At 38.1% G+C, this 22267-nt stretch carries 3 protein-coding genes; all 3 read left to right on the plus strand.

The genetic code is table 11. The annotated features are described in order from the left end of the window. The first annotated feature begins 1 nt into the window (after position 1). The 3 genes from MYP_RS13845 to MYP_RS13855 are packed head-to-tail and all read left to right on the plus strand — an operon-like array spanning position 2 to position 22266. Positions 2–7198, plus strand: coding sequence for a hypothetical protein (locus MYP_RS13845; RefSeq protein WP_156140597.1), 7197 nt, complete (start codon positions 2–4; stop codon positions 7196–7198). Between the two features lies 1 nt (position 7199). Further along, entirely contained in the window at positions 7200–7910 is a 711-nt protein-coding gene (locus tag MYP_RS13850) for a hypothetical protein (protein ID WP_045464423.1), read from the plus strand. A gap of 37 nt (positions 7911–7947) precedes the next feature. Next, complete coding sequence (locus tag MYP_RS13855; protein WP_045464425.1) at positions 7948–22266, plus strand: PA14 domain-containing protein; 14319 nt, start codon at positions 7948–7950, stop codon at positions 22264–22266. Position 22267: the final 1 nt, after the last annotated feature.

The following is a 22267-nucleotide window of genomic DNA, read 5'->3' on the forward strand; positions in this document are numbered from 1 at the left end:
AATGAAAATTATAAGACGTTATAAAAGACCTCTTGGGGTCCTTTTTACGCTGCTATTTTTAAATCAGCTATTTTTTCCAATGGTTAGTTATGCTATTACAGGTAATAACAATATGCCGGAGTACAGGTCATTTGAGCCAGTAGCTACAACAAATATGGTAAGTACTTTTGACGGAGGTTTTACTTATAATATTCCTGTCTTAGAGGTTCCGAATGGATATCCGATTACGCTATCATATCATAGCAACGACGTCAACAATGAAGCTCAGGCAAGCTGGGTTGGCCTTGGATGGACATTAAATCCGGGGGCTATAAACCGTGTAAAAAGAGGTTTTCCTGATGAATTCAATAACAATCAGGTAACCTATCATTCTAAAATGCCTAAAAACTGGACAGTTACAGCTGGAAGTGGGGCAGGTTTTGAAATTACAGGTAAAAATATTTTTGCTACATTAGGTATAAGCCTGGGTATGTCTGCAAGATATAATAATTACAATGGTTTTGGTACAGCAATTACAGGTGGAGTTAATGGGCTTGGCGGTCTTGCCAGTCTTAACTTTAATTATTCTCAGGGAAGGTTTGGTTTTAGCCCTGAAATCAACCCAGGAGCATTATTGTCCAGATATCTCAACAGGAAGTTGAACGGTGTAAAGGATAAACCTACTACTGAATCTACTCCGCAAGATGCAAAAGCGGAAGCAGAAAAACCAGAAGAGGTGAAATACGACCCAATAAAGGAAGCAAGTAATAATATAAAAGCGTCTTTAGCTAAAATTGAGAAAAATCGTAATTCACCTCACATAGGATTTGGCGCTGGAAATTCTGGAGGTGGAAGTGGTCATGGATTTATGTATTCACCCCCTGTGAGTTTTCCAACAACTGTTACGCCTTATCAAGGTCTAGCTGTCAGGCTAAAAGCAGAACTTGGCCTTAATATGTTACCGGCTCATGTTGATCCTAATTTTGATGTGCATGGAAGCTATGTGGAGCAGAAGAATGTTGATTTTACAACTAACCAGGTTTATGGATATCTTCATTCTGAGGATGCATTGGCTAATAATACATCCATGATGGATTATTCAACAGAGAATGAAAAAATGTTCGAGAAAAGGGATAAATTTCTCTCTATACCTTTACCTAATAATGATATATACAGTGTAACCGGCGAAGCTTTAGGTGGTACGTTCAGACCATTCAGAGCAGAATTTGGGCATTATAGAAAAAACTTTGTAAAGAGTGAAACATTTTCTATTAATACAGGAGGCGATTTTAGTTTGCCTGTTATCCCTTCTCCTCCATACAACCTTGAATATACAGCAGGTGCTAATCTTGGTATGGACTACCAATCATTATCAGTGGGAGACTGGAGTGCCAATGGGGGTAAAACTTTCAATGGCGTGAATGATTTTGCTGAATCTGATGAGAATTTCTTTTTCAGGTTTTCGAGTGATATGGGAGGAAGTGTAGATTTTACAAAATATAAAGAAAAGCCAACTGATATTGGGTTCAAATATAATGATGATAAATATAGTCCTAAACTGATTAGGCAAGGTCTTGAGGCCTACCTGGATTATGGAGATTACAAGGGCCAGGTAAAACTTGATGAAAGAATCGGAAGAAGCTCTTATATCTCCCAACATACTTTCAGAGACTTTAACGCTTTAGGAAAGAATAATATCAGGTATAAAGTTTATGAAAGGAATCTGAAAATTCTGAAAGCTAGTCCCACAAATACTTATAATACAAGTAGCCTGGTGGATTATCATGCAAATACAAGCAGGTATAATCAGGATGGGATAGCTGAGTTTGCCACTTATAATGCGGATGGTGTCAGATATGTTTATGGCTTACCATTACATACAAGAAATGAGAAGAGTATGAATTACAGTCTTCTCCCTTCTGAAATTGATGTAGATGATTTGAATGAAAATGGATTAATTGCTCAAGTGACGAGTTCCAATGTTCATGCCAATGCAAAAAGAAGACTTGGCTATGAATCATCAGCAACTTATGCTACTCAATATCTGCTTACTCAGATTACCAGTCCTGACTATGTGGACAGAAACTATGACGGCCCTACGACAGATGATTTTGGCTCCTATTCAAAATTCAATTATGTAAGAGTTGCCGGAGGAAACGAAAATACGGATATCTGGTACCCATATCGTACACCACATTCCGGAGTAAGCTATGATTATGGATCTTTATCTGAAAAGAATGACAATATGGGGGGGTATGAGTATGGAGAAAAAGAGCTTTATTATTTGAGATCCATTTGCTCTAAAACGCACGTCGCTGTTTTTACACTGGAAGACAGAAAGGATGCAATAAGCCCGAAACTAGCAGGTAATCTTTCAGATCCTTACAATGATATATTGAAAGGTTCAAGCACTTCAGCATCAACTATCAAACAGAAGTGTTTATCAAGAATTGACCTGTATGCAATTAGTGATTGTAATGAGATAAAAGATAATTCAGGAAAATCTACCGGAATCTGGGAGCCTAAATCAGGAGCTGTCTCCATTAAGACAGTACGTTTTCATTATAGTTATCAGTTGTGTCAAGGTCTTAAAAATACTGAAAATTCAGGAGGTAAACTTACCTTGGAAAAGCTCTGGTTTGAATATGAAGGCAAATTGACAAGTAAAATCAGTCCTTATGTTTTTAAATACCAATATCCTAAAAGCAATGAGGTAAATTATACCGGTAAGTATTCCACCTTTTATGATAATTATGGAGGTAATTCCAGCCTTATAGAAAATCCTAATTACAATGTTTTAAACTCTGATCGTTGGGGGAATTACAGAAATTATTCGGATATGGATTCCAGATATGGAACACTAGCAAGATTTTTTCCATTTGTAGACCAGAAACCATCCACAAGTTTTGACCCTGCAGCCTGGTGTCTCAAGAGAATTATACTACCTAGTGGAGGCGAGATACACGTACAATATGAGCAGAATGACTATCAATATGTCCAGGATAAAAGGGCAATGATTATGATACCCCTTGATGCTGCTACACCTAACACAAGCGAGGGGGATAATGGGAAAAAGTATTATCTGGACCTTGCCAAAGTGGGAATAAATCTTGGCGCTTTTGGCTCAGATGACAAAAAGGCTCTTGTACATGAACTCTTTGCTCCGGTAAAGTCAGAGCGGTTATTTTTCAATATATTATATAAGCTTATAGGAAGGGGAGTGCCTGATATCAATACAACCAATTCTGAATATATAGAAGGATATGCCAGAATCATGGGATATGGAATTGATAATGGGAAAGCTTTTTTCACATTTAAAGAGAAAGGAATCAATCCAACCGGAACAGATGCCTTTTACGAACAGGTCGATTATGGTAATACCAATAGCAAGAGAGAGCTGCCTCAGAAAGTCTGCAAAGACTTTTATAAATCACAGCGCAGGGGTAAAGTAGACGGAGGGAAGTCTGCAATGGAAGACGAGTCCAGTATCGCGGATAAGATTTATGGATTCATTGATTTAATGCAGCAAATTGCGGAGCAATCTGTCGAAACGGATATCTGCGCTCAGATGGATCCGGAAATGTCCTTTGTTCGTTTACAGAGTCCTTATAAAAAACTGGGAGGTGGTGTAAGGGTTAAAAGGCTGTTGATGTATGATTATGACTCTAATGTAAGCACAGAACCTTCTGTATATGGAAATGAATATATATATACCACTAAAGATGAAAGCGGAAAAGTAATAAGTTCTGGTGTTGCCACCAACGAACCTGCAGCGGGAAGAAGAGAGAGTCCGCTTGTAAATCCTTTGCCTAAAGATGAACAGACAAAGATGGAAGCATTACTTTATGGAAGGGATATGTATTCTCAGGAAGGTCCTCTCGGAGAAGGCTTGCTTCCGTCAGCATCTATAGGCTATTCTAAAGTAACTATTAAAAACATTCATCAGGGACTCACTTCTACCGGATATGAAGTCCATGAATTTTATACCTGCAAAGATTTTCCGTTTAAAGCGGATTATACTACTCTGGAGCAATTGAATAAAACAAAGCTGGGCATCAGTGCCTCCGGATCTTCCGGAGGCAATAGTGTGGGCGGTGGTTATAGCAGGCATAATCCTTATATGTCTCAAGGATATCTTTTTCTTATTAATGAGATGCATGGGCAGGTGAAAAGAGTTGCTAAATATGGTAAATATGAAACAGATCAGGCAGCTCCCGTAGCAGAAGAAATTTATGAATACTATCTTCCGGGAGAACAGGTAAAAATGATGGATGAAAGTATGGCAATAGAATCCGGATATTTAGGAAAAGAATCTGAAATTTTAGGGGAAGGAAGAACTGTTGCGGATATTATGCTTGGTGGTGATATCGGAGTAGACGTTTCTTTCGGTGTATATATTCTTCCTTATCCGCCTGTTACTACTCCATTACCAATTTCCACTGCGTTTTCATTCAATGCATATGTAAACGAACAGATTCTACATACACATGTGGTTTCTAAGATTATCAGATATCCTGCCATTGTTAAAAGAGTAACTAATATAGCGGATGGAGTGAGGCATGTTACGGAAAATATGGTACTGGATAAATTTACAGGTGTTCCTGTGGTGACGAAGTCTTATGATGATTTTAATTATGCCTATCTTGATCAGGATATAAAGGCATCCTGGAATTATAAAAACATGAGACCGGTTTCAACGAATGAGCGCCTGAAACTGACGGGAATATTTGTCAAAGGAACAGATAAAGATCCGGCAACCGGAAGTGATATAGATTACTTATCGATGAATCTTGGTGCAGCTGCAGGTTGTGCTTCTATTGATAATTTTGTTCGCGGAGACTTTTTGGAAATAACCAAATCGAATACAATAGCATTATATCATGTCAGCGACCTGGATTATGAAAATAACAGATTGGTAATAGCTAAATCTGCATTAAATACAGGTACTTTAAATAATAATGATCCTGTTAATATTGATGTAATTAAAAGCGGTTACACAAATCAGCTAAGCAGTAAGTCAGGTCATATAAGATTTCATGATATGACAAACCCGTTTACCATGAATCCTCCGGCTAAGGATGCAGATATCGATAGTCTTCTGACGAAACTAAATAATGCGTTGACTTCAGGTAGTTCTCCAGCAACCATCACTAAAAGCACTCTTCCTTCAACGTTAATGTTAAAAGATCCGGTAACAGGTGGATGCATTAAAGCAAATGAATTACCAGATGATCTTTATATAACAAAAGAAGCTGGAAGTGTAAAAGTAGAAATTGGTAAAGCACATCAAGATGGAACTAAGACTGTTGTAAAAATTCCCAATTCAAATAAAAATCCTCATCAATTAGTTAAAGACTTGAATGATTTTTTAAATCTTATTTGGGGATATAAGATTGCTAATTCATATCCATACCAAGCACAAAGAAATAATTTATTAGGTGGTAACTATTACCGTTTTTATGAAAGACCAAAGGCTCCACTACCGTTTCAGGGTATTTATGATTTATACAATGACAAGGTCTATAGTAATATTAATGGAAGTTCCTCATCTATTACCTTCAATAATTTATTTTATCTGGGAGACTTTGCAGGGGCTTTCGCGGGTTCGACGGCTCAAGACTTTGCTAATTCAATATTACGGATTACATGCAAAACAGGTAATGTATCAATATATTCTCATTTGATACCAACTCCGGATGTTGAACTTAATACTACCGGAACTCCTAAACCTTACGATCATATTTATGGATTATTTGGACTTAGGACTGCTGCGGATGTTTATCACGGATTACAGGTTGAACAGTTGTATCGGGCATATAAATATGACTACCGCAATACACTTTATAGACTTTTAACTACTCCACATACAGAAATAATTGGATACTTTTCTCAGGATGACGAGGGGTACTTATGTTATAATAAATTAATACAAAACAAAGAAGTAGAAACTAAGAAGTTTTGCCTGCGTTTCTATACTGAGGAGCAAGTACCAATTATTATACCTGCCAAATGTTCTTCCCCGCTGGTGAGGTCGAGTGGTGCCGTTGGCACTTTCAGTTACAACGAAAAATTAGGCTATATCCAGTATTCTGATGGGGTTGGATGCCCTCAAAATGTTAACTGTCTTAAAGTATGTCCTAAATTACCTAAACCACAAGAAACAACTAATGTAGTAGAAGCGTCTGTTTCTACCTACTCAGATGACTGGTCTTACAATGCATCAGATTATCCAAAACCAAGTTCAACTTTGACTTTAAATTCTTATGAAGCTGCTTTGAAAGGAAAATGGAGGGTACAAGATGCGCATGTTTATAGAAAAAACAAGGATGGGTATTATGAGTATGCCAATTTTAATAAGGGGCGATTTGATCTTGTAATGTTTAACTGGGCTAATAGTAGTGTAAACGACCCCAATAAGTGGGTGAAGACTTCAACTATTACATCTTATTCTCCAAATGGTTCACCATTGGAGGATAAAAATATTCTCAATATATACAGTGCTTCCAAATTTGGCTATAACAATACTTTACCGGTTCTTGTAGCGCAAAATGCTAAAAAAGGAAATGTTGCCTTCGAAAGTTTTGAAAACTTATACGGTTCTTATTTTGAGAATGGCCTGACCTATACTTCATCAGCAGGAACGACCAGCGCCACCGTAAGCCATACAGGTTCGAAATCCATATCGCTCAAGCCAAATGCAAGCTTTAAAATCGCTGATATTGAAAAGGAGGGTCAGGTTTCCAGTGAAGGTGTATTAGTGAGGGCCTGGATCAAGCCAAACAAAAGCAAACCTCTTCTTGATGGGAAAGTAACGGTTGTTTACGGAAGCAATAACTCTGTAACCATGAGCAAAGTTTCGGGAAGCGGGGAGTGGGAGCTTTATGAAGGTTTAATTTCGGCCAGCCAGATCATCAGCTCGAATCTGGGGCTTACAGGCAATCGATTCCCTGTGTATATCAGAATCTCCGACCCGAAAAATGAATATGTCCAGGGAGACATTTATCTGGATGATATAAGGGTTCAGCCTATGCAGTCCGAGATGGTTTGTTATGTTTATGATAAAGCGCAACGACTGCTTGCCACCTTTGATGACCAGCACTTTGCTTTGGTATTTGAGTATAATGCAGAAGGAGTCCTCGTGAGAAAACTCAAAGAAACAATCAGAGGTTTAAAGACCATTTCAGAAACGCAGTATAACGAAAAAGGAGTGCTCAGATAATATGAAAACATTCAGGATAATCATTTCTGTCGCTGCAATGCTTGTATTTATGGTAAGTACAGCTTTTATAACAAATTGCGACAACGATCTGGAGCATATAATTTCTTTCTTTAAGAAAACCTATAGTAAGGATAAAATCTATGTTAAATATACAAGCTACAATATTCAGGATAATGAGCAGGGGGAAAAGCTTGAAAATGAAGTATGGGTTTACAAAGGCAAAATAAAGATATCCAATGCATATATGACTTTATATCAGGATGCACAGACTCAGGTTACTATTTTAAAGTCTTCAAAGTTGCTCTTTATAAAAAATCTGAAGGAAGCTAATGGAAACCTTGCGGGCGATATAAGTAAACTTTCTCCTGGTGAATACATTGACAGTCTGAAGAGGTTTGCAAAATCCATCCAATGCAAGTCGGTGAATGGCTTAGGCATTATTACCATTGTTTATCCTGAGACGGCAAACAGGAAACCAATGCCTTTGGAGCAAATGAATATCTATTTTGACCCGAAAGATCATTCTGTAAAGAAGACAGAGATGATGGCCAGAAATTCAAATAGCACCGAAGTATATGAATATAAAGTGGTGAGCAACGATCTGGATCCTAAGGTGATGGAAGGAACGGTCTTAAGCAAAGTATACCTGAACGGAGCTTTAAGAAAGGAATTTGAAGGTTATACCATTAGAGATTTCAGGTTAGTTAAATAATTGAAAGTTTTTTGTTAGAAGTTTATTGTTGAAAGATATGATTAGGAATTTTTTAATAAGTCTGAGCTTATTTTTACTGACAGCTTATTACACCCAGGCACAAACTGTATTTCCGCTAACAGTTCAGAGTCAATCCTTCGGGGTTGCGCGTATATTTTCAATTAATACATATAAAGATGCCGATCAGGTGCTTAGTGTCGACAAAAGACATCTGAAGATCAAATCTGATCTCGGTGATCTTTATCAATTGGGTAGCGTGGATTATGCCAAAGCCTGGGATGCAAAATTAAGTTTTACCATTACTGCTCAGGATGCTTCAAATAATACCCTGAAGACGTATTCTATTGAATTGATTACAGATGAAAAAGCGCCAGAGAAAACCTATTTTCTTGATTATACCGCTCTGGAAGGAAAGGTTACAAAATTTTTAATGAGTACAGTAACTTTTACAGGTTCTCTGGTCAGTCTGGCTTCTCCAACTAATATTAAGCCGAGAATTGTCATCGATCAGGACGATCAGGTATCTTATAATACTCAATCTAAATATTCTTACGCTGAAATCATTCCGTCAAATTTAAATGCAGCTAAAATTGTAAACACAACAAGTTCTGAAGTCATTGGTGCAACTTTCAGCTGGACACTTCAGTCACCTAAACAATATTTTAAAGAGTTTGATCTTGAAATATTAAAGGTGGAGCCTGATCAAACAGGTGCCATTACATTGGATTGGAACAAAGCCTCTTCAATTGAAATAGTTTCAGATGCTATTTCTAAAACAACTAATGGTTCAGGGTTGACAGTCTTTAATTATCCAATGGTGCTGGCAGAAGGAACAGGTTATTATTTTTGGAGAGTCAGACCTATTGGAAATTATTATCCTGGTGGCAGGGCTGATTTCAGGAATTACGGAACATGGACGAATGCGCCTTCTGTCTCTGGCCTTTATTCTATTTCAGGAACGACCTATTCAGCTTCCAAGCAAAACAATCTTAATACTGCAAATTCTATCAATGGCTATTATTTCTACTATACTCAGTTCAATGACCTCATCAACTGGTCTTACTCTAAGGTCTTGACAGAAGGAGGACGCCAGTCAGAAAGTATGGTATTTGCCAATGGTTTGCGTCAGGTAAAGCAGCAGCAAACAAAATTGTTTTCTACCAATCAGGTAATCGGGGTTCAGAATGTTTATGATTATTCCGGACGTCCAGCTTTAAAATCTTTGCCGGCTCCTGTTAATAATTCTTTTCTTGGGTATAAAAATAATTTCTTTTATAATTCCAGCAATAAAGATTATTCAGCTGCCGATTTTGACGATGACGTAAAAATATACAGTCCATCTGCTCTTTCAACGGGAGTGGGTACTCCTAACTCCTATTATTCCGACGTAAATACCACCGGATTTATGGGAGGATATGTCCCGAGTGCAGGAGGTTATCCGTTTTTAAGGGATTTGTTCTACAGAGATGCAACTGGAAGAATTTATAAACAAAGTGCACCAGGACCGGAAATGCGCTTAAAAGATGGAGTTGATAGCCGAAATATCAAAACCTACTACAGTGCAGTAGCGCCTGAAGAATTAATCCGTGTATTTGGGAATGAAGCTCCGATTGATACTACTGTTTATAAAGTTATAACATCTGATCCAAATAAGGTTAACTCTGTTCAGTATATTGGACAGAATGGAAAGGTGTTGGCTACCTGTTTAAGTAATTCATCTGCTACACCTAATCTTGATGACATCGGTAATGAAAGCAGTGTAACAGTTACACATACTCTTGATAAAAGTAAGAGCTATTCAGATAATGTCTCCAGGCAGGCAACAAGTATTGCGATTGATGTCCCTACTCAGGAGATTATTTTGGATTATGAAATTGATGTAAAAAAGTTTGGACTGGGGTGTGATGATATCTGCTGGGAATGTGATTATAAAGTAGAAATTGAAATTAAAAATACCCAATACCCTCAGGACCCTGCTAAGAATGTGCTGATATCATTCAATCAGTTTCCTGACCAGATAGCTAATTCATGTTCCAGCTCTAGGTCGATTATACTGACAAATATTCCTGCTAATGAAATTAATTTGACCTGTGCCGGACAAACGACGGTACATGGAAACTTTTCAAATTTTAAAACAACAAAGAAAATTACTTTGCCAGAGGGTTCTTACACTGTTGAAAAAAGAGTCTATGCTAATAATGTTAATTCTGCAGTTGCTAATACCAATAAAGAGACTTTCCTGGATCAAAGAATATCTGACCTGAAGAAAAAAAGAGAGGATTGGACTGCTTCCTCAAATTGTTGTGGGCCTATCTCAGTAGATCTAAGCAAATGGAGTTGCGATGAAGATTTTTACACAGACTATTGTAATCCGGATAATGTAAACAAAATAGCCGACCTCATCGCTGAATATGTTAATAAGGAACAGGCAATTACACTGAGCAGTTTTGTAGCGACATTGGAAACTCCGGATCTTTTGGAGAATGGAACAACTTATCCATTGTTTACTAATATTTCCAATACAAGGGATTTAACAGTAGCTTATAGTGGGAAGCGATCCGCAAAACTTACTGGAGGTATGGCAGGACCTACGATTACAGGGATACCTGTAAAGCATGGTGATATATATACAGCCAGTGTATTTGCATATTATACAGGAGCTTTACCGACTGCCAACCTTATCATTGAATTATTTGACGGTGCAACTAAAGTAAAAACATTTACAAATGATGGCAACACCACTGGTATTCCTGTTACCACAAGTTCTCTGAATACCTGGAGTCAGATTAAGCTTAATAGCCCTATTGTAATAGATCTGAGCAGTTTTGCAAATCCTTCTACTGCAACATTAAAAGTGAGACTATTTAATGCTTCAGGTAGTAATACTGTCTGGTTTGACAATCTTAGTATTGTCGGACCCGAAGGTAAAGTGACAGGAGGTAGTACGTATAAATCGAGACTTCAATATGCTGGCGCTAATCTGTTGAGCAATCAGTATTTTACTTCCGGAGCACCTGACCTTACAAAAATCAGGGCATTTGTGAGCGATATGTTGACAAAAGGTTTGACATGTAAAGATATCATGGATTGTTTTTCAAAGACAGGAAGCATTTTTATGTCAAACCTAGCCGCAATGAATAATGGGCAAGGGCCATTATATACTATAGGAGCTGATGGTTTTGCACTGACTAATCCGGTCCAGGGATATACTTTTGATTACGATTATTTGAAAGAAGCTTTTACATGTCTGAATTATACTATTCCGCTTAATGGCTTAAAGAGATCTTTTTATCAGAATATAGGCGGAAAACCTGCAAGTTTTTCCACACTTACTCCTGTTTATGTAGATATAGATAAGTTTACATCCGGTGGTGCAAAATTTCAAACTACTACTTTTGCAGAAAATTATGTACCTTCTGGTGCACCATCTAATATAGTTGGTACAGCAAACTGGGGAATGGTATGGGAAGGGCAGCTTCTTGTTCCGGGAAACGGATCCTACACATTTACGGCTAATGCTGATGATGCCATGAGGGTATATATTGATGGGAAAAATTTATCAACTCTTGACTATTGGGAAAATGCGCCCTCCGGGGCAGCATCAAGATCTCAGACTATAACATTAAGTCAGGGATTTCACAACCTGAAAATAGAGTACTGCAACATGACTTATACCGGCTCAATTAAACTGACATGGCAGGGACCGGGAGTAACCTCGCAGGTTCTTGGGTTGACCTCTGTATATCAGCCAGGGTCTGCAGATCCATGCGCCAATTATACCAATATCAATGTATATAACAAGTGCAGTGGGGCAGCAGTTTCCACCAGCTCTATTTTAAATATTGAAATTCCATGTTCTTCTTATACCTATACTTTACCAGATGAAAGAGGCCTGGTAGAAAAGAATCAAATAGCATTAAATAGCTATTTCATAAAAGATCCGAATTCTTCAGGTTATCTGCCAATGTACAATTATACAGTGGCTCAGGCATCTGCAGCCACTTGCCGCAGTATGTTATCAATAACTGATCAGGGCAATGCGCAAAATCTGTCATCGTCAGATATTCAGAACAGAATTAACCAGATCCAGACAAAACTTATTGGCGAATGCAATAATATCTGCGATAAGAAGAGAGGGATGTTTGAGACTGCAATTGATTCCTATATAATCGATTTAAATGCCCAATATGGAAAATATTCTGTAGATGAGGAGGAATGGCAGACCTATGAGTACTTGTTTCCTTTAACACCTAAAAGTTGTGTTATTGATTACATGGTGGCTCAATGTAAATCTCAGTGCAATCCGGAGTCTTATTTTGTAGATCAATCACTGATAGCTCTTGCAAAAACAGAGGCAAGTGATCCTAATTATGCTGCCAATATGCAGAAGTTTAACGACTATGTTAAAAATCTGAGCAACAAGGCTTATTATGATAAATTGGATCAGGATAAGGTTGCTCTTGAGCAAGCCATGCAACAAAGCGCAAAATTTGCTCCATATAAATCAGATGCTGCAAATGGTTACATTCAGGCTGGTGATGTAAAGGAAGTGCAAAAGGATATTTCTCAGTTTATTTCACAAGCTCTTAACAGAGGGGTAAATTATAGGGAGGTAACGGGAAGTTATTATAACAGAACTTTTGGATCATACAATGTTAGTCCTAACTGGGGAGTGAATTCTTATCCTTCTACGAAGTATTATGTAAATCAGCAGGTGAGAGATTTTGCCATGCACATCCCTGATGGTGTTGATGGAAATAATCAACCTCAATTTAAGGACAAGGCATTTACGGCAGTTGTACATACAGTATGGACTCAGTCCTGTCCTTCAGGTGCCTGTGCTACAGATGGCTCTGAAAATACTCAGGATAAATGGAATGATCAGTTAATGGAAATTAATATTACATTCTTATGTCCGAAAAGTGGACAATCGTATGATGCATCAATTGCCGGTTTTGCTCTTCGGTTTGATAATTCTATTACTGGTCCTGTATTTAATGCTTCTTCAATAGTAGATATAGAAAAAGATCTCTTAAAAGCATATTTTGACGATGCTGGACTCCTGCATATAAACCTTGGACCGGATTTAAAAAATGCAATTAAAAACGGAGGACTCAATGCTTCCAGTAATGTTATTCATTTTTATAATTGTACTTTAAATGATTATTCAGGAGCTTTGTTCTTCGAATATGCGGTTGGAGCGGCCGGATCTTCTTTAACAGAAAAAGATTATCTGTGGCTGCAGTTAAAGAATCCGGCAACTAACCAACAGATATATTTATTTGATGAACCTTTATACTGGAAGCCTGAATATTTAGGATATCCCGGAGGTTACCATAACCTTCATAATGCAATTGTTAATCAAATTAACAAAGCAGCAGGGCATCATTATCAGGCAGAGTATCTGGCAGCATATAACAGAATTATCCTTAAAGCACCTGTAGGTTTAATAAAAGGAGATCAGGTAGGGGCTATAATTGAGGTTGGCGGTACTATGCCATCAACGGCTTTTCATGATAATTACGGTAATTTATCCACACCGGGGATGCAAAGACCTGGAGATATGTATAATCTGATCGCTCAAAGCTATATTCTTCCATTTTCTTCTTACGTTAAAAATACCTGCGATTTAAAATCTGTTACTCAGAAATCTAATTGTCCGTATGGATATATTCCTGTAGGTAAAAACTATCCTGGCATTTCATCTTCAAACTTTACTTTTGCCGGTTCCGCAGAATTACATCAGAACAAAATAAAACTAACCGGTGATTATCTGCCATATGATAATCACGCTGGTGCGGCCTGGAGTACGACAAAGAAAAATTTAAACCAGCCGTTTGATATGGAGTTTGAAGTTTTTTTGGGTTGCAAGGATGAAAAGGGGGCTGATGGTATTGCTTTTGTTCTTCAGAATATGGGTCCAAATGCATTGGGAGGAAGTTTTCACGGAATAGGATACGGTGAAAAAAAATCCGTTAACGAGTATAATCACAATACAGGAAATTATCAGACTTTTCCATATGAAGCTCCGATAACTCCTTCTCTTGCCATAGAGTTTGATACTTATGATAATAATGCTAATTATTCTCACAGTGACGTACTTGTATCAAGTGATAGAGCTTATGATCATATTTCAATAGTAGTTAATGGAAATATGCTTGGACCTATAGCTACAGGACCTATACAGGCGAGCTCCACTTCAGACAATATAGAGGATTGTTTGCCTCACAGAGTGAGAATAACATGGTCTGGACCTTCCGGTAATCCTGCAAATGTGCTGAAGGTATATTTTGACGGGGTATTGAGAGCTACCTATGCGAATAATCTTGTTGCAAGTTTATTTTCAGGAAATAGTAATGTCTATTGGGGATGGACTGGAAGTACAGGAGGGCAATCCAACACTCAATGGGTAAGACCTGCTCCATCAGAAGGTGGCTGTCTTGCTTGTATGAAATGGGTGAAGCCGGATGAGGTTATTACTGCTGATGAAACTAACATAATCATTAATGACTGTAATTCTTTAAAAGAGGAATATGTCAGAAATACAGTTGGCGACCAGCTTGATAAATGTCTGCAAGCAAAAATTTCTTTGTTAAAGGAAAACTACAAAAAAGCTTGTCTTACGGATCTCAGAGATAAGCTTACGCTGACCTATCCTTTGTCTTACCATCATTATACTCTATACTATTATGACAGGGCCGGAGATCTCTTTAAAACAGTTCCTCCTCAGGGTGTAGATTTAATGTCTGCTACGGAAATTTCTAATGTGAAAGATTATAGAAAGACGGGAATGCTTCCATATACCAAGTTGCTTCCTTACCACAGATTGATTACAACCTATACTACCAATAGCTTAAAGCAAATCATCAGTCAATCTTCCCCGGATGCAGGAGATAGTAATCCTGATCCTGATAATAACCCTTATTCACCGGATGACGATAATATTACAAAATTCTGGTACAATGCAGCAGGGCAATTGATTTTAAGTCAGGATCCACAACAAAAAGTTAATAGCAAATATTCTTATTCTAAATATGACAAGCTGGGAAGGGTTATTGAAACAGGAGAAATTACGGGCTTTGTCCCAACCTTTTTAGCTGGATATGATGAGCAGATTATAAATCAGATCTGGACAAATGCAGGTAATTTCCCAAATGGTATTAGCGGGGTTACCAAACAGGAAGTAGTTAGCAATACCTATACTGTTCCTGCCAACGGTATTACCTATAACGGGATGCCTCAGAAAAATTTGAGAAATCGGATAAGTGTGGTTGCCAAAGATAAGGTTAAAACGTACTTCAGTTATGACCCTCATGGTAATGTGGAATGGATGATCCAGGAACTACCGGAAATAGGACGAAAGACCATTAGATATGAATATGATCTGATAAGCAATAAGGTACTCAAAGTCTATTATCAGGAAGGAAAACCTGAGCAATTTATTCATCGCTATGAATATGACGAGGATAACAGAATAACCAAGGTATACACCTCTAAAGATGATCAGCTTTGGGAAAAAGAGGCAAATTACAAGTATTACCTGCATGGCCCTCTTGCAAGAACTGAAATCGGAGATGATAATATTCAGGGAACAGATTATGTTTACACAATTGAAGGATATCTTAAAAGTATAAACCAACCAGAGCTTTTAACTATTTCCAAAGATCCAGGTGGTGATGGTAGTGCTAATACATTTCTTCGTGATGAGTTTGCAATGGAATTAGGCTATTATGATGGAGATTATAACAGGACCGGAAAAAATATTGGTAAAGGAAATTCTTTAGACCCTTATGCTTCAGTTATGACTAAAGCAAATAACAGTTTGTACAATGGCAATATATCTTACATTATTTCATCTACAAGAAAAGGATTTAATACTTCTGGACAATTGTCGAGGTATTCAGCACTTAATATTTATAGATATGATAAGCTTAACAGACTGAAAAAATCAGATTTGTGTGATTATACTGGATACAACGGATCCTGGTCGTCTCCAAGCTACAATTCATATAAAGAAACATTCAATTATGATTACAATGGAAATATTACGAGCTTAATAAGACGTAATATGTCGGGGGGAATAATTGATAACCTCCAATACTCTTATAATCAAGGAGCTGGTGGTTTATTGCAAAATAGATTATATCACGTACATGATGGAGCTACTTTTACTAGTGAAGGTGATATTCAAGGAACTACACCATTTGATTATAATTCAACACCTTCTACAATCAATAACCTTAATAACTACGCATACGATTTAAGAGGAAACCTTATTAAAGACGTCAATGAAGGCATCACCAATATTACCTGGAACCCATATGGAAAGGTTAATTCTGTAGTTAAATCAGGTTTAACACTCCAGTTTGTCTATGATGCCATGGGTAATAGGGTTATTAAGAAAGAACTGACAGGTACTCAGGTTAAAAGGGCTACGTATTATGTAAGGGATGCATCCGGTAATATTATGGGTGTTTATGGAAAGAACTACGATGAAAACACAGCAAAGACTAACTATTCATTAGATGAAATACCCATTTATGGATCCTCAAGAATAGGTCAGTATAATCCGGAACTTCAAGTGGATAATTACTCAGGATACAAGGATGAGACCTCAGTTATCAACAATTCTCTCTCTGGAAGTGAGGGCGCAGAATGGCTTATGACTACCAGCAATGGTATGAGGACACTGGATTTTACCTCATCAGGGAAAGTGCTCAGTACCAATTTTGAAACATCTGCTGATTACCGTAATCCTGCTATTGTCCTGGACGGAAATAATAAATTATTATTGGGAGCCTATTGCATTAACGGAGGTACAAGCTGGATTCTGATAGACAAAAATAAAAACAGAATACCGATCCCCGCGGGCGTCAATCTTCCTCCTTTAATAAATAATAATGGAACCCCGTTTTTCGTGAGGAATCCTACTGATCCTGACAAGTACTATTTTATATTCCCTCCAGGTCCATCAGGTACTACCTTGAGAGAATGGAATTATATTGAAGTGGATGCTAAGGATGGTAAAATTTTAAGCAGTGCTGCGCAAAGCCTTCCGGGAAATCATAAATTCGGCTTCGGTATGAGTGTTCTGACAGACGCGAATAACAATACCAGAATTTATGCCTATAAACAGAAAGACGCTTCAAAGGATGTTCAGATTTATAGCTTTGACATCACTTCTGATGGTATAGGGACACCAGTGCTAAGATCAGAGGTTAAAAGGATGGATGATTATAACATAAGCGCACTTTGTGAAATGGTTACGTCTTCTGATAATAAGAAGCTTGCTCTTTCATTATATGTGAACACTACTTTAGCTTTGAGTCAGGATATTGTCACTTGGGATTTAGATCCTGTTAGTGGAGAATTATTCAACCAGAAAATTTATGATGTGCCTTCCAATACCACTCCTGCTGGAACTCCTGGTAATGTGCTTCATGTGGAGTATTCTCAGAGCTCAAATTATCTGTATTTCACCACGAATAATTCTTCAGCATCAGCAAATGTAGGACGTATAAGTGTAAATGACAGCAATAACAGCAGTTTAGTAGATGATTTTGACAACAGCAGAATTGCAACGTTAGCAGGTAGTGCAGGAAAACTTTCTGTAGTTTCTAATCCAAGGCAAACAACCGAAAATCCTAGTGCAAATTGTGCAAGTTATACACGTACAGATCAGCTTTATGATTGGGTGAAGTATAATCTTCCGCAAAAGGTGAATATGTATAACAAGACAATTCGTCTTCAGGTTTATGATCCAAATCCGCCGACCAATATTCTGATCAATGCCCAGAATATTGCAACGCTGAATGCTAATCAATGGCCTAATGGAATATATGGGGAATATTCTGCTGTTACAAAAACAGCTAATGCGGGAAAATGGCAGACCTTAACATTTACAGTGAATACCTTAAATGGGACCCTTTCTAATAATGTAGACCAATTGATTATCCACTTTGATCCGAATTCCAGTGCAATGAATGGAAAGAACCTGTTATTTGATAAGGTGGAGATCATCAATAACTCAGCTGTTGATAATGCAGGAGTCCCGTTCTACACAGCCTCTCCGGGAACTGGAGCAATTGATATTGCAAGAACTGTTGAAGGTAAGATAATCATTGGTAATGGCTCGGCTTCCTTGTCTGAGATTACCTCTCCGGAAGCCATGACAAATGCTTTGGTTGCTCAGGGGATTCAGACGGGTGTAGCAACTGTTTCCGGTTCAGTGTACAGATCTGAGTTTGCAAAACTCGTGCGTGCTTCTGATTTTGTAATGGATATCTGCAATACACCTGTTGCCAAAACTGAACTGAACCACTGGATTGTTTCAACAGAAAGTCCTTCAAATGGAACCAGCGGTGCAACCGGATTGACATTCTCAGGTTCTTCGAATCCGACAGTAAATCCTAATACAGATGACAAGGCTTTAAATTTAAGTCACAATGTGGCTGTTGCAGAAGATCAGGCTGGAAATGAAAAGCTAAGGTTTTATGTAGGAGAGACTAAAGAATATAACTGTCCGATAACGGTGCCACCAAATGTTATACCAGGGCTGATTGGTGAATACACCAATTATCAGTACGGATTTTTTGGAGAGGCTTTTTCCAAAACTGTATTGACCAGGTTAGAACCAAACATTAACTTCAATTGGGGAGCTGAATCACCTGATGGTCCGAATGGCAAGGTAAATAAAAACGATTTTACAGCTTGGTATATTGGTTACATAACTATTCCAGCAACGACAGAATATACATTTTATCTTAATGCAAATAAAGTAGCTGAATTATATATTGATGGAAATCTTCAACTGAGTAATAATACAATTCATCCATGGTATTATGATTATTATGGATGGACCTTCCCACAGGAAATAAGCAAAAAGATAACATTAACTGCAGGTGACCATGCAATTAAGGTTTTTTATAAAGAATCAGATGCAGTGTCATCCAATAAAAACGCTTCAATTCAGTTATTATGGCAATCGTCAACCATTTCTAAACAGGTTGTACCGGCATCTCAATTTAAAACAAACAACTCTACTGTTGAGACTACATTGATGTACAGTAAGACTGGTTTGATAGGTGAATATTTCAATAATACTATCGGGGTCGGAAAAGCAGTTGCAACAAGAATTGACAATCAGGTTAATTTTACATGGCAGAATAATCCTGCTGCATTGGGAGTCTATTCGGACAACTTCAGTGTACGTTGGAGAGGGTTTATTGAGATTCCGCAAACAGGAGCCTACAAGTTTATACTTAATACTGATAATACCACAGATCCTATACTGAAGATAGATGGGGTGGTAATTGCAACTAATGCTACATCAAGCATAAGCCTGCCAAACGGTGCTACGGAATATATTTACGACAAACAAACAACAGGCAACCTTTCGTCTGGTAGTCACACTATTGAAGTCTTTTACAAAGACGGAAACGAAGACGCAACTTGTAAACTAAGTTGGGAGTATGGTGGAAACCCAAGAATCATAGTGCCCTATACTGCCTTTAGACCATCAACAGTAACATGTAATACAAAAGCAATCGAACATGGTCTGAAAGCTGAATACTATAATAATTACCTGTTGCCGTCAAATGATCAGACGTTTATTCAGAGTCGTACTCCAGACTTAACCAGAATTGATAAAGAGGTAAACTTTGATCTCGTATATGGTTCTCCTAATCCTGGGAAATACATGCCGGGAATTTTCACCCTGGAGACTCCTCTGGCACCAGGTGTGATCAACTGGAAACTCTACATGACAAGATGGACGGGGCAAATCTATATTCCTAAAGATGCTCTGTATACATTCTACCTGGAAGCTAACGCTTCCAAGTTATATATTGATGGGGTAGAACTGACACAAATGTCTTATTGGGGATATGGAGACCCGCTTGAAAGGTCTCAGTCTAAAGCGCTTTCTCAGGGATACCACGATATTGAAATCAGATATGTAGATGGGGATGCTACTTCTAAGGTCATATTAAAGTGGAGCAGTCCGGATATCTCAAAGAGAGTTATCAGTTCTGATTACTTATACGCTTCTCCAAGACGGGTAAACCATCTCTCTGCCAACGGAGGAGCTGTTGAATTGGATGCTGCGAATGAAATTAAAGCATCCAATTCAACCAAGTCCATTTTTGCGAAAGCTCCTAACGATGTGGATCGTTACTACCTGGTTACAGGAAAAGATGGTAATCTGTATTACAATACCATTTCTTTCTCCAATGGCACACCAGCCATCACTTCTGCAGAGAAGAATATCCCTATTAAGATTGCCAATAAGGGGGGCAATCTGATGTATGATAAAGACAGAAACAAATATGCACTGGCGGTATATAACGATGTCTATGGAGAAAAGAGAAACAAACTCTTTGTAGCTATTCTGAACAGTCAGAGAATTGGTTTATATGCCTGCGATATTCTGGAGACTGGTTTAGGAGAAGCGGTGCTTGTAAAAGAGTTTAAGGACAACTATTGTGATGGGGCATGTGCTGAAATCACTTCAGCAAACAACAAGATAGATCTGGGTGAAATGCATATTTCTCCACTTGGTGATAAACTGGCCCTGAATATCATGGCAGGTGAGGAAGTGGCTTACAGCAATAATGTGGCAAGCAGAATGGAATTCTTCAATCTTGCCAATGCTGCAAACGGGTTGAGTGTTACTTATGACCGTTCCTATATTCTGAACAAGGAAAACAGGTATGTTTCCGGTACCAATGTGCGTACATCAAAAGGTGAAATTCTGTATGCAACCAAAACCATGAGTTTTGACTTTTCAAAAGATGGTAACTATATTTATTATATTGAGCAGGCTTGTGATGCCGGTCAGATAGAGAACTGTCACTATTCAACGGGCTGTCCTAATAGCAACTGTCGCAAGAGTATTCTTAAAAGATTCAACTGTTCGACTTATGCGAACTGGGAAACTGTAAATCCTTCTTTTTACTATGACAAGAGGTATGAAACCGAACTGAGAAGGGCGGTAAATGGTAAATTCTATATGAACAACCTTTATGCCAGCGCTCCGACTCAGTCATCTCTGGTAACATTTACCCATAATACCACGCTTGCCACAGTAACTGCGAGTCTGGGTACTCAGTCGCTGTCTTCCGGTGCAAGTGCCTATGGATTGCCATTGCAGCCTTATAAAGTTTATAAGTCGTGCGCCTCAATCAACAACAACTTTGTTCTGGCAAGGGAAATTGGAAAGAGAAGTTACGAGCTGACAGACCATTTAGGAAACGTAAGGGCCGTATTGTCAGACATGCGTATCTGGAAAGACCTTACTTCAGAGGGTGGTAATGGAGACAATCTCTGCACCAATAATGAAATGCATACGGATGTAAAAGCCTTTACAGATTACTACGCATTTGGTATGCCTATGCCGGGAAGGAACTATACAAGGAGTGGTGGTAAGTATAGGTATGGGTTTAATGGGAAGGAAAAGGATACAGAGTGGAATTCAGGTCAAATCTATGATTATGGGTTCAGGATTTATGATCCTAGGATCGCGAAGTTTTTGAGCGTGGATCCTTTGGCGCCTGAATATCCATGGTATACGCCTTATCAGTTTGCTGGAAATACGCCAATTCAGGCTATAGATTTAGATGGGTTGGAAGAATACCACTATATAAGAACAAAAGACAAAGATGGCAAAACTGTATTAACATTTTCACACGAAAAGGATCTTGTTGATATTGAGTGGAGTTTTCTAAATAATGGAATTCCTGGCCTTTGGTATAAGACAATAAAAAGTCAACGAAAAGTATATGTTGTCCATCAAACAGACGAGTTTTTTTATGAAGGTTGTGAGTGTATGAAACAGTACGATGAGGCGGTAGAATATAGTTCTCGAGACGCAGCAAACAAAGCTACAGATGAAGATTTTGATATAACACGTGCAGATGTAATGTGGCGCGCCATGAATCAAGCTTGGATTGCTAAAAATGAAAGGATGGGATTCGGATCAGGAAGATCACCAGCATATAGACGATGGGCTCAGCCAAGGCAGAAGTATAACTATGGAAAATTTAATAGTAATTATATGAATCATGAAGCCCAGATTAGACTAGATCTTAAAATTCCTAGCCATTGGGAATCAAAGGCCGAGAATTTTGGTGAAGGAATCAAATTTTATGATCCAGCAAACCCTAAATATACCCATATAAGAGTTTCACCAGGCCTCTACAGCTCGCCTTTTGAATCAAGTAGAGTTCCAAATGTAAAATGGTCTAGAGACGGAAGTCTTCTTGATGTTAATGGAGAACGAATTATTAAATCTGATGGACATGAACAAAATAAGACACCTCAAGGACATATTCCATATACGCAATTCCAGTATAAATAAT

It is taken from the genome of Sporocytophaga myxococcoides (assembly GCF_000775915.1).
Taxonomy (GTDB): Bacteria; Bacteroidota; Bacteroidia; order Cytophagales; family Cytophagaceae; genus Sporocytophaga; species Sporocytophaga myxococcoides_A.

Coding starts and splice junctions, on each gene's coding strand:
- MYP_RS13855 (WP_045464425.1), top strand. CDS start 7,948: ATGATTAGGAATTTTTTAATAAGTCTGAGCTTATTTTTACTGACAGCT.
- MYP_RS13845 (WP_156140597.1), top strand. CDS start 2: ATGAAAATTATAAGACGTTATAAAAGACCTCTTGGGGTCCTTTTTACG.
- MYP_RS13850 (WP_045464423.1), top strand. CDS start 7,200: ATGAAAACATTCAGGATAATCATTTCTGTCGCTGCAATGCTTGTATTT.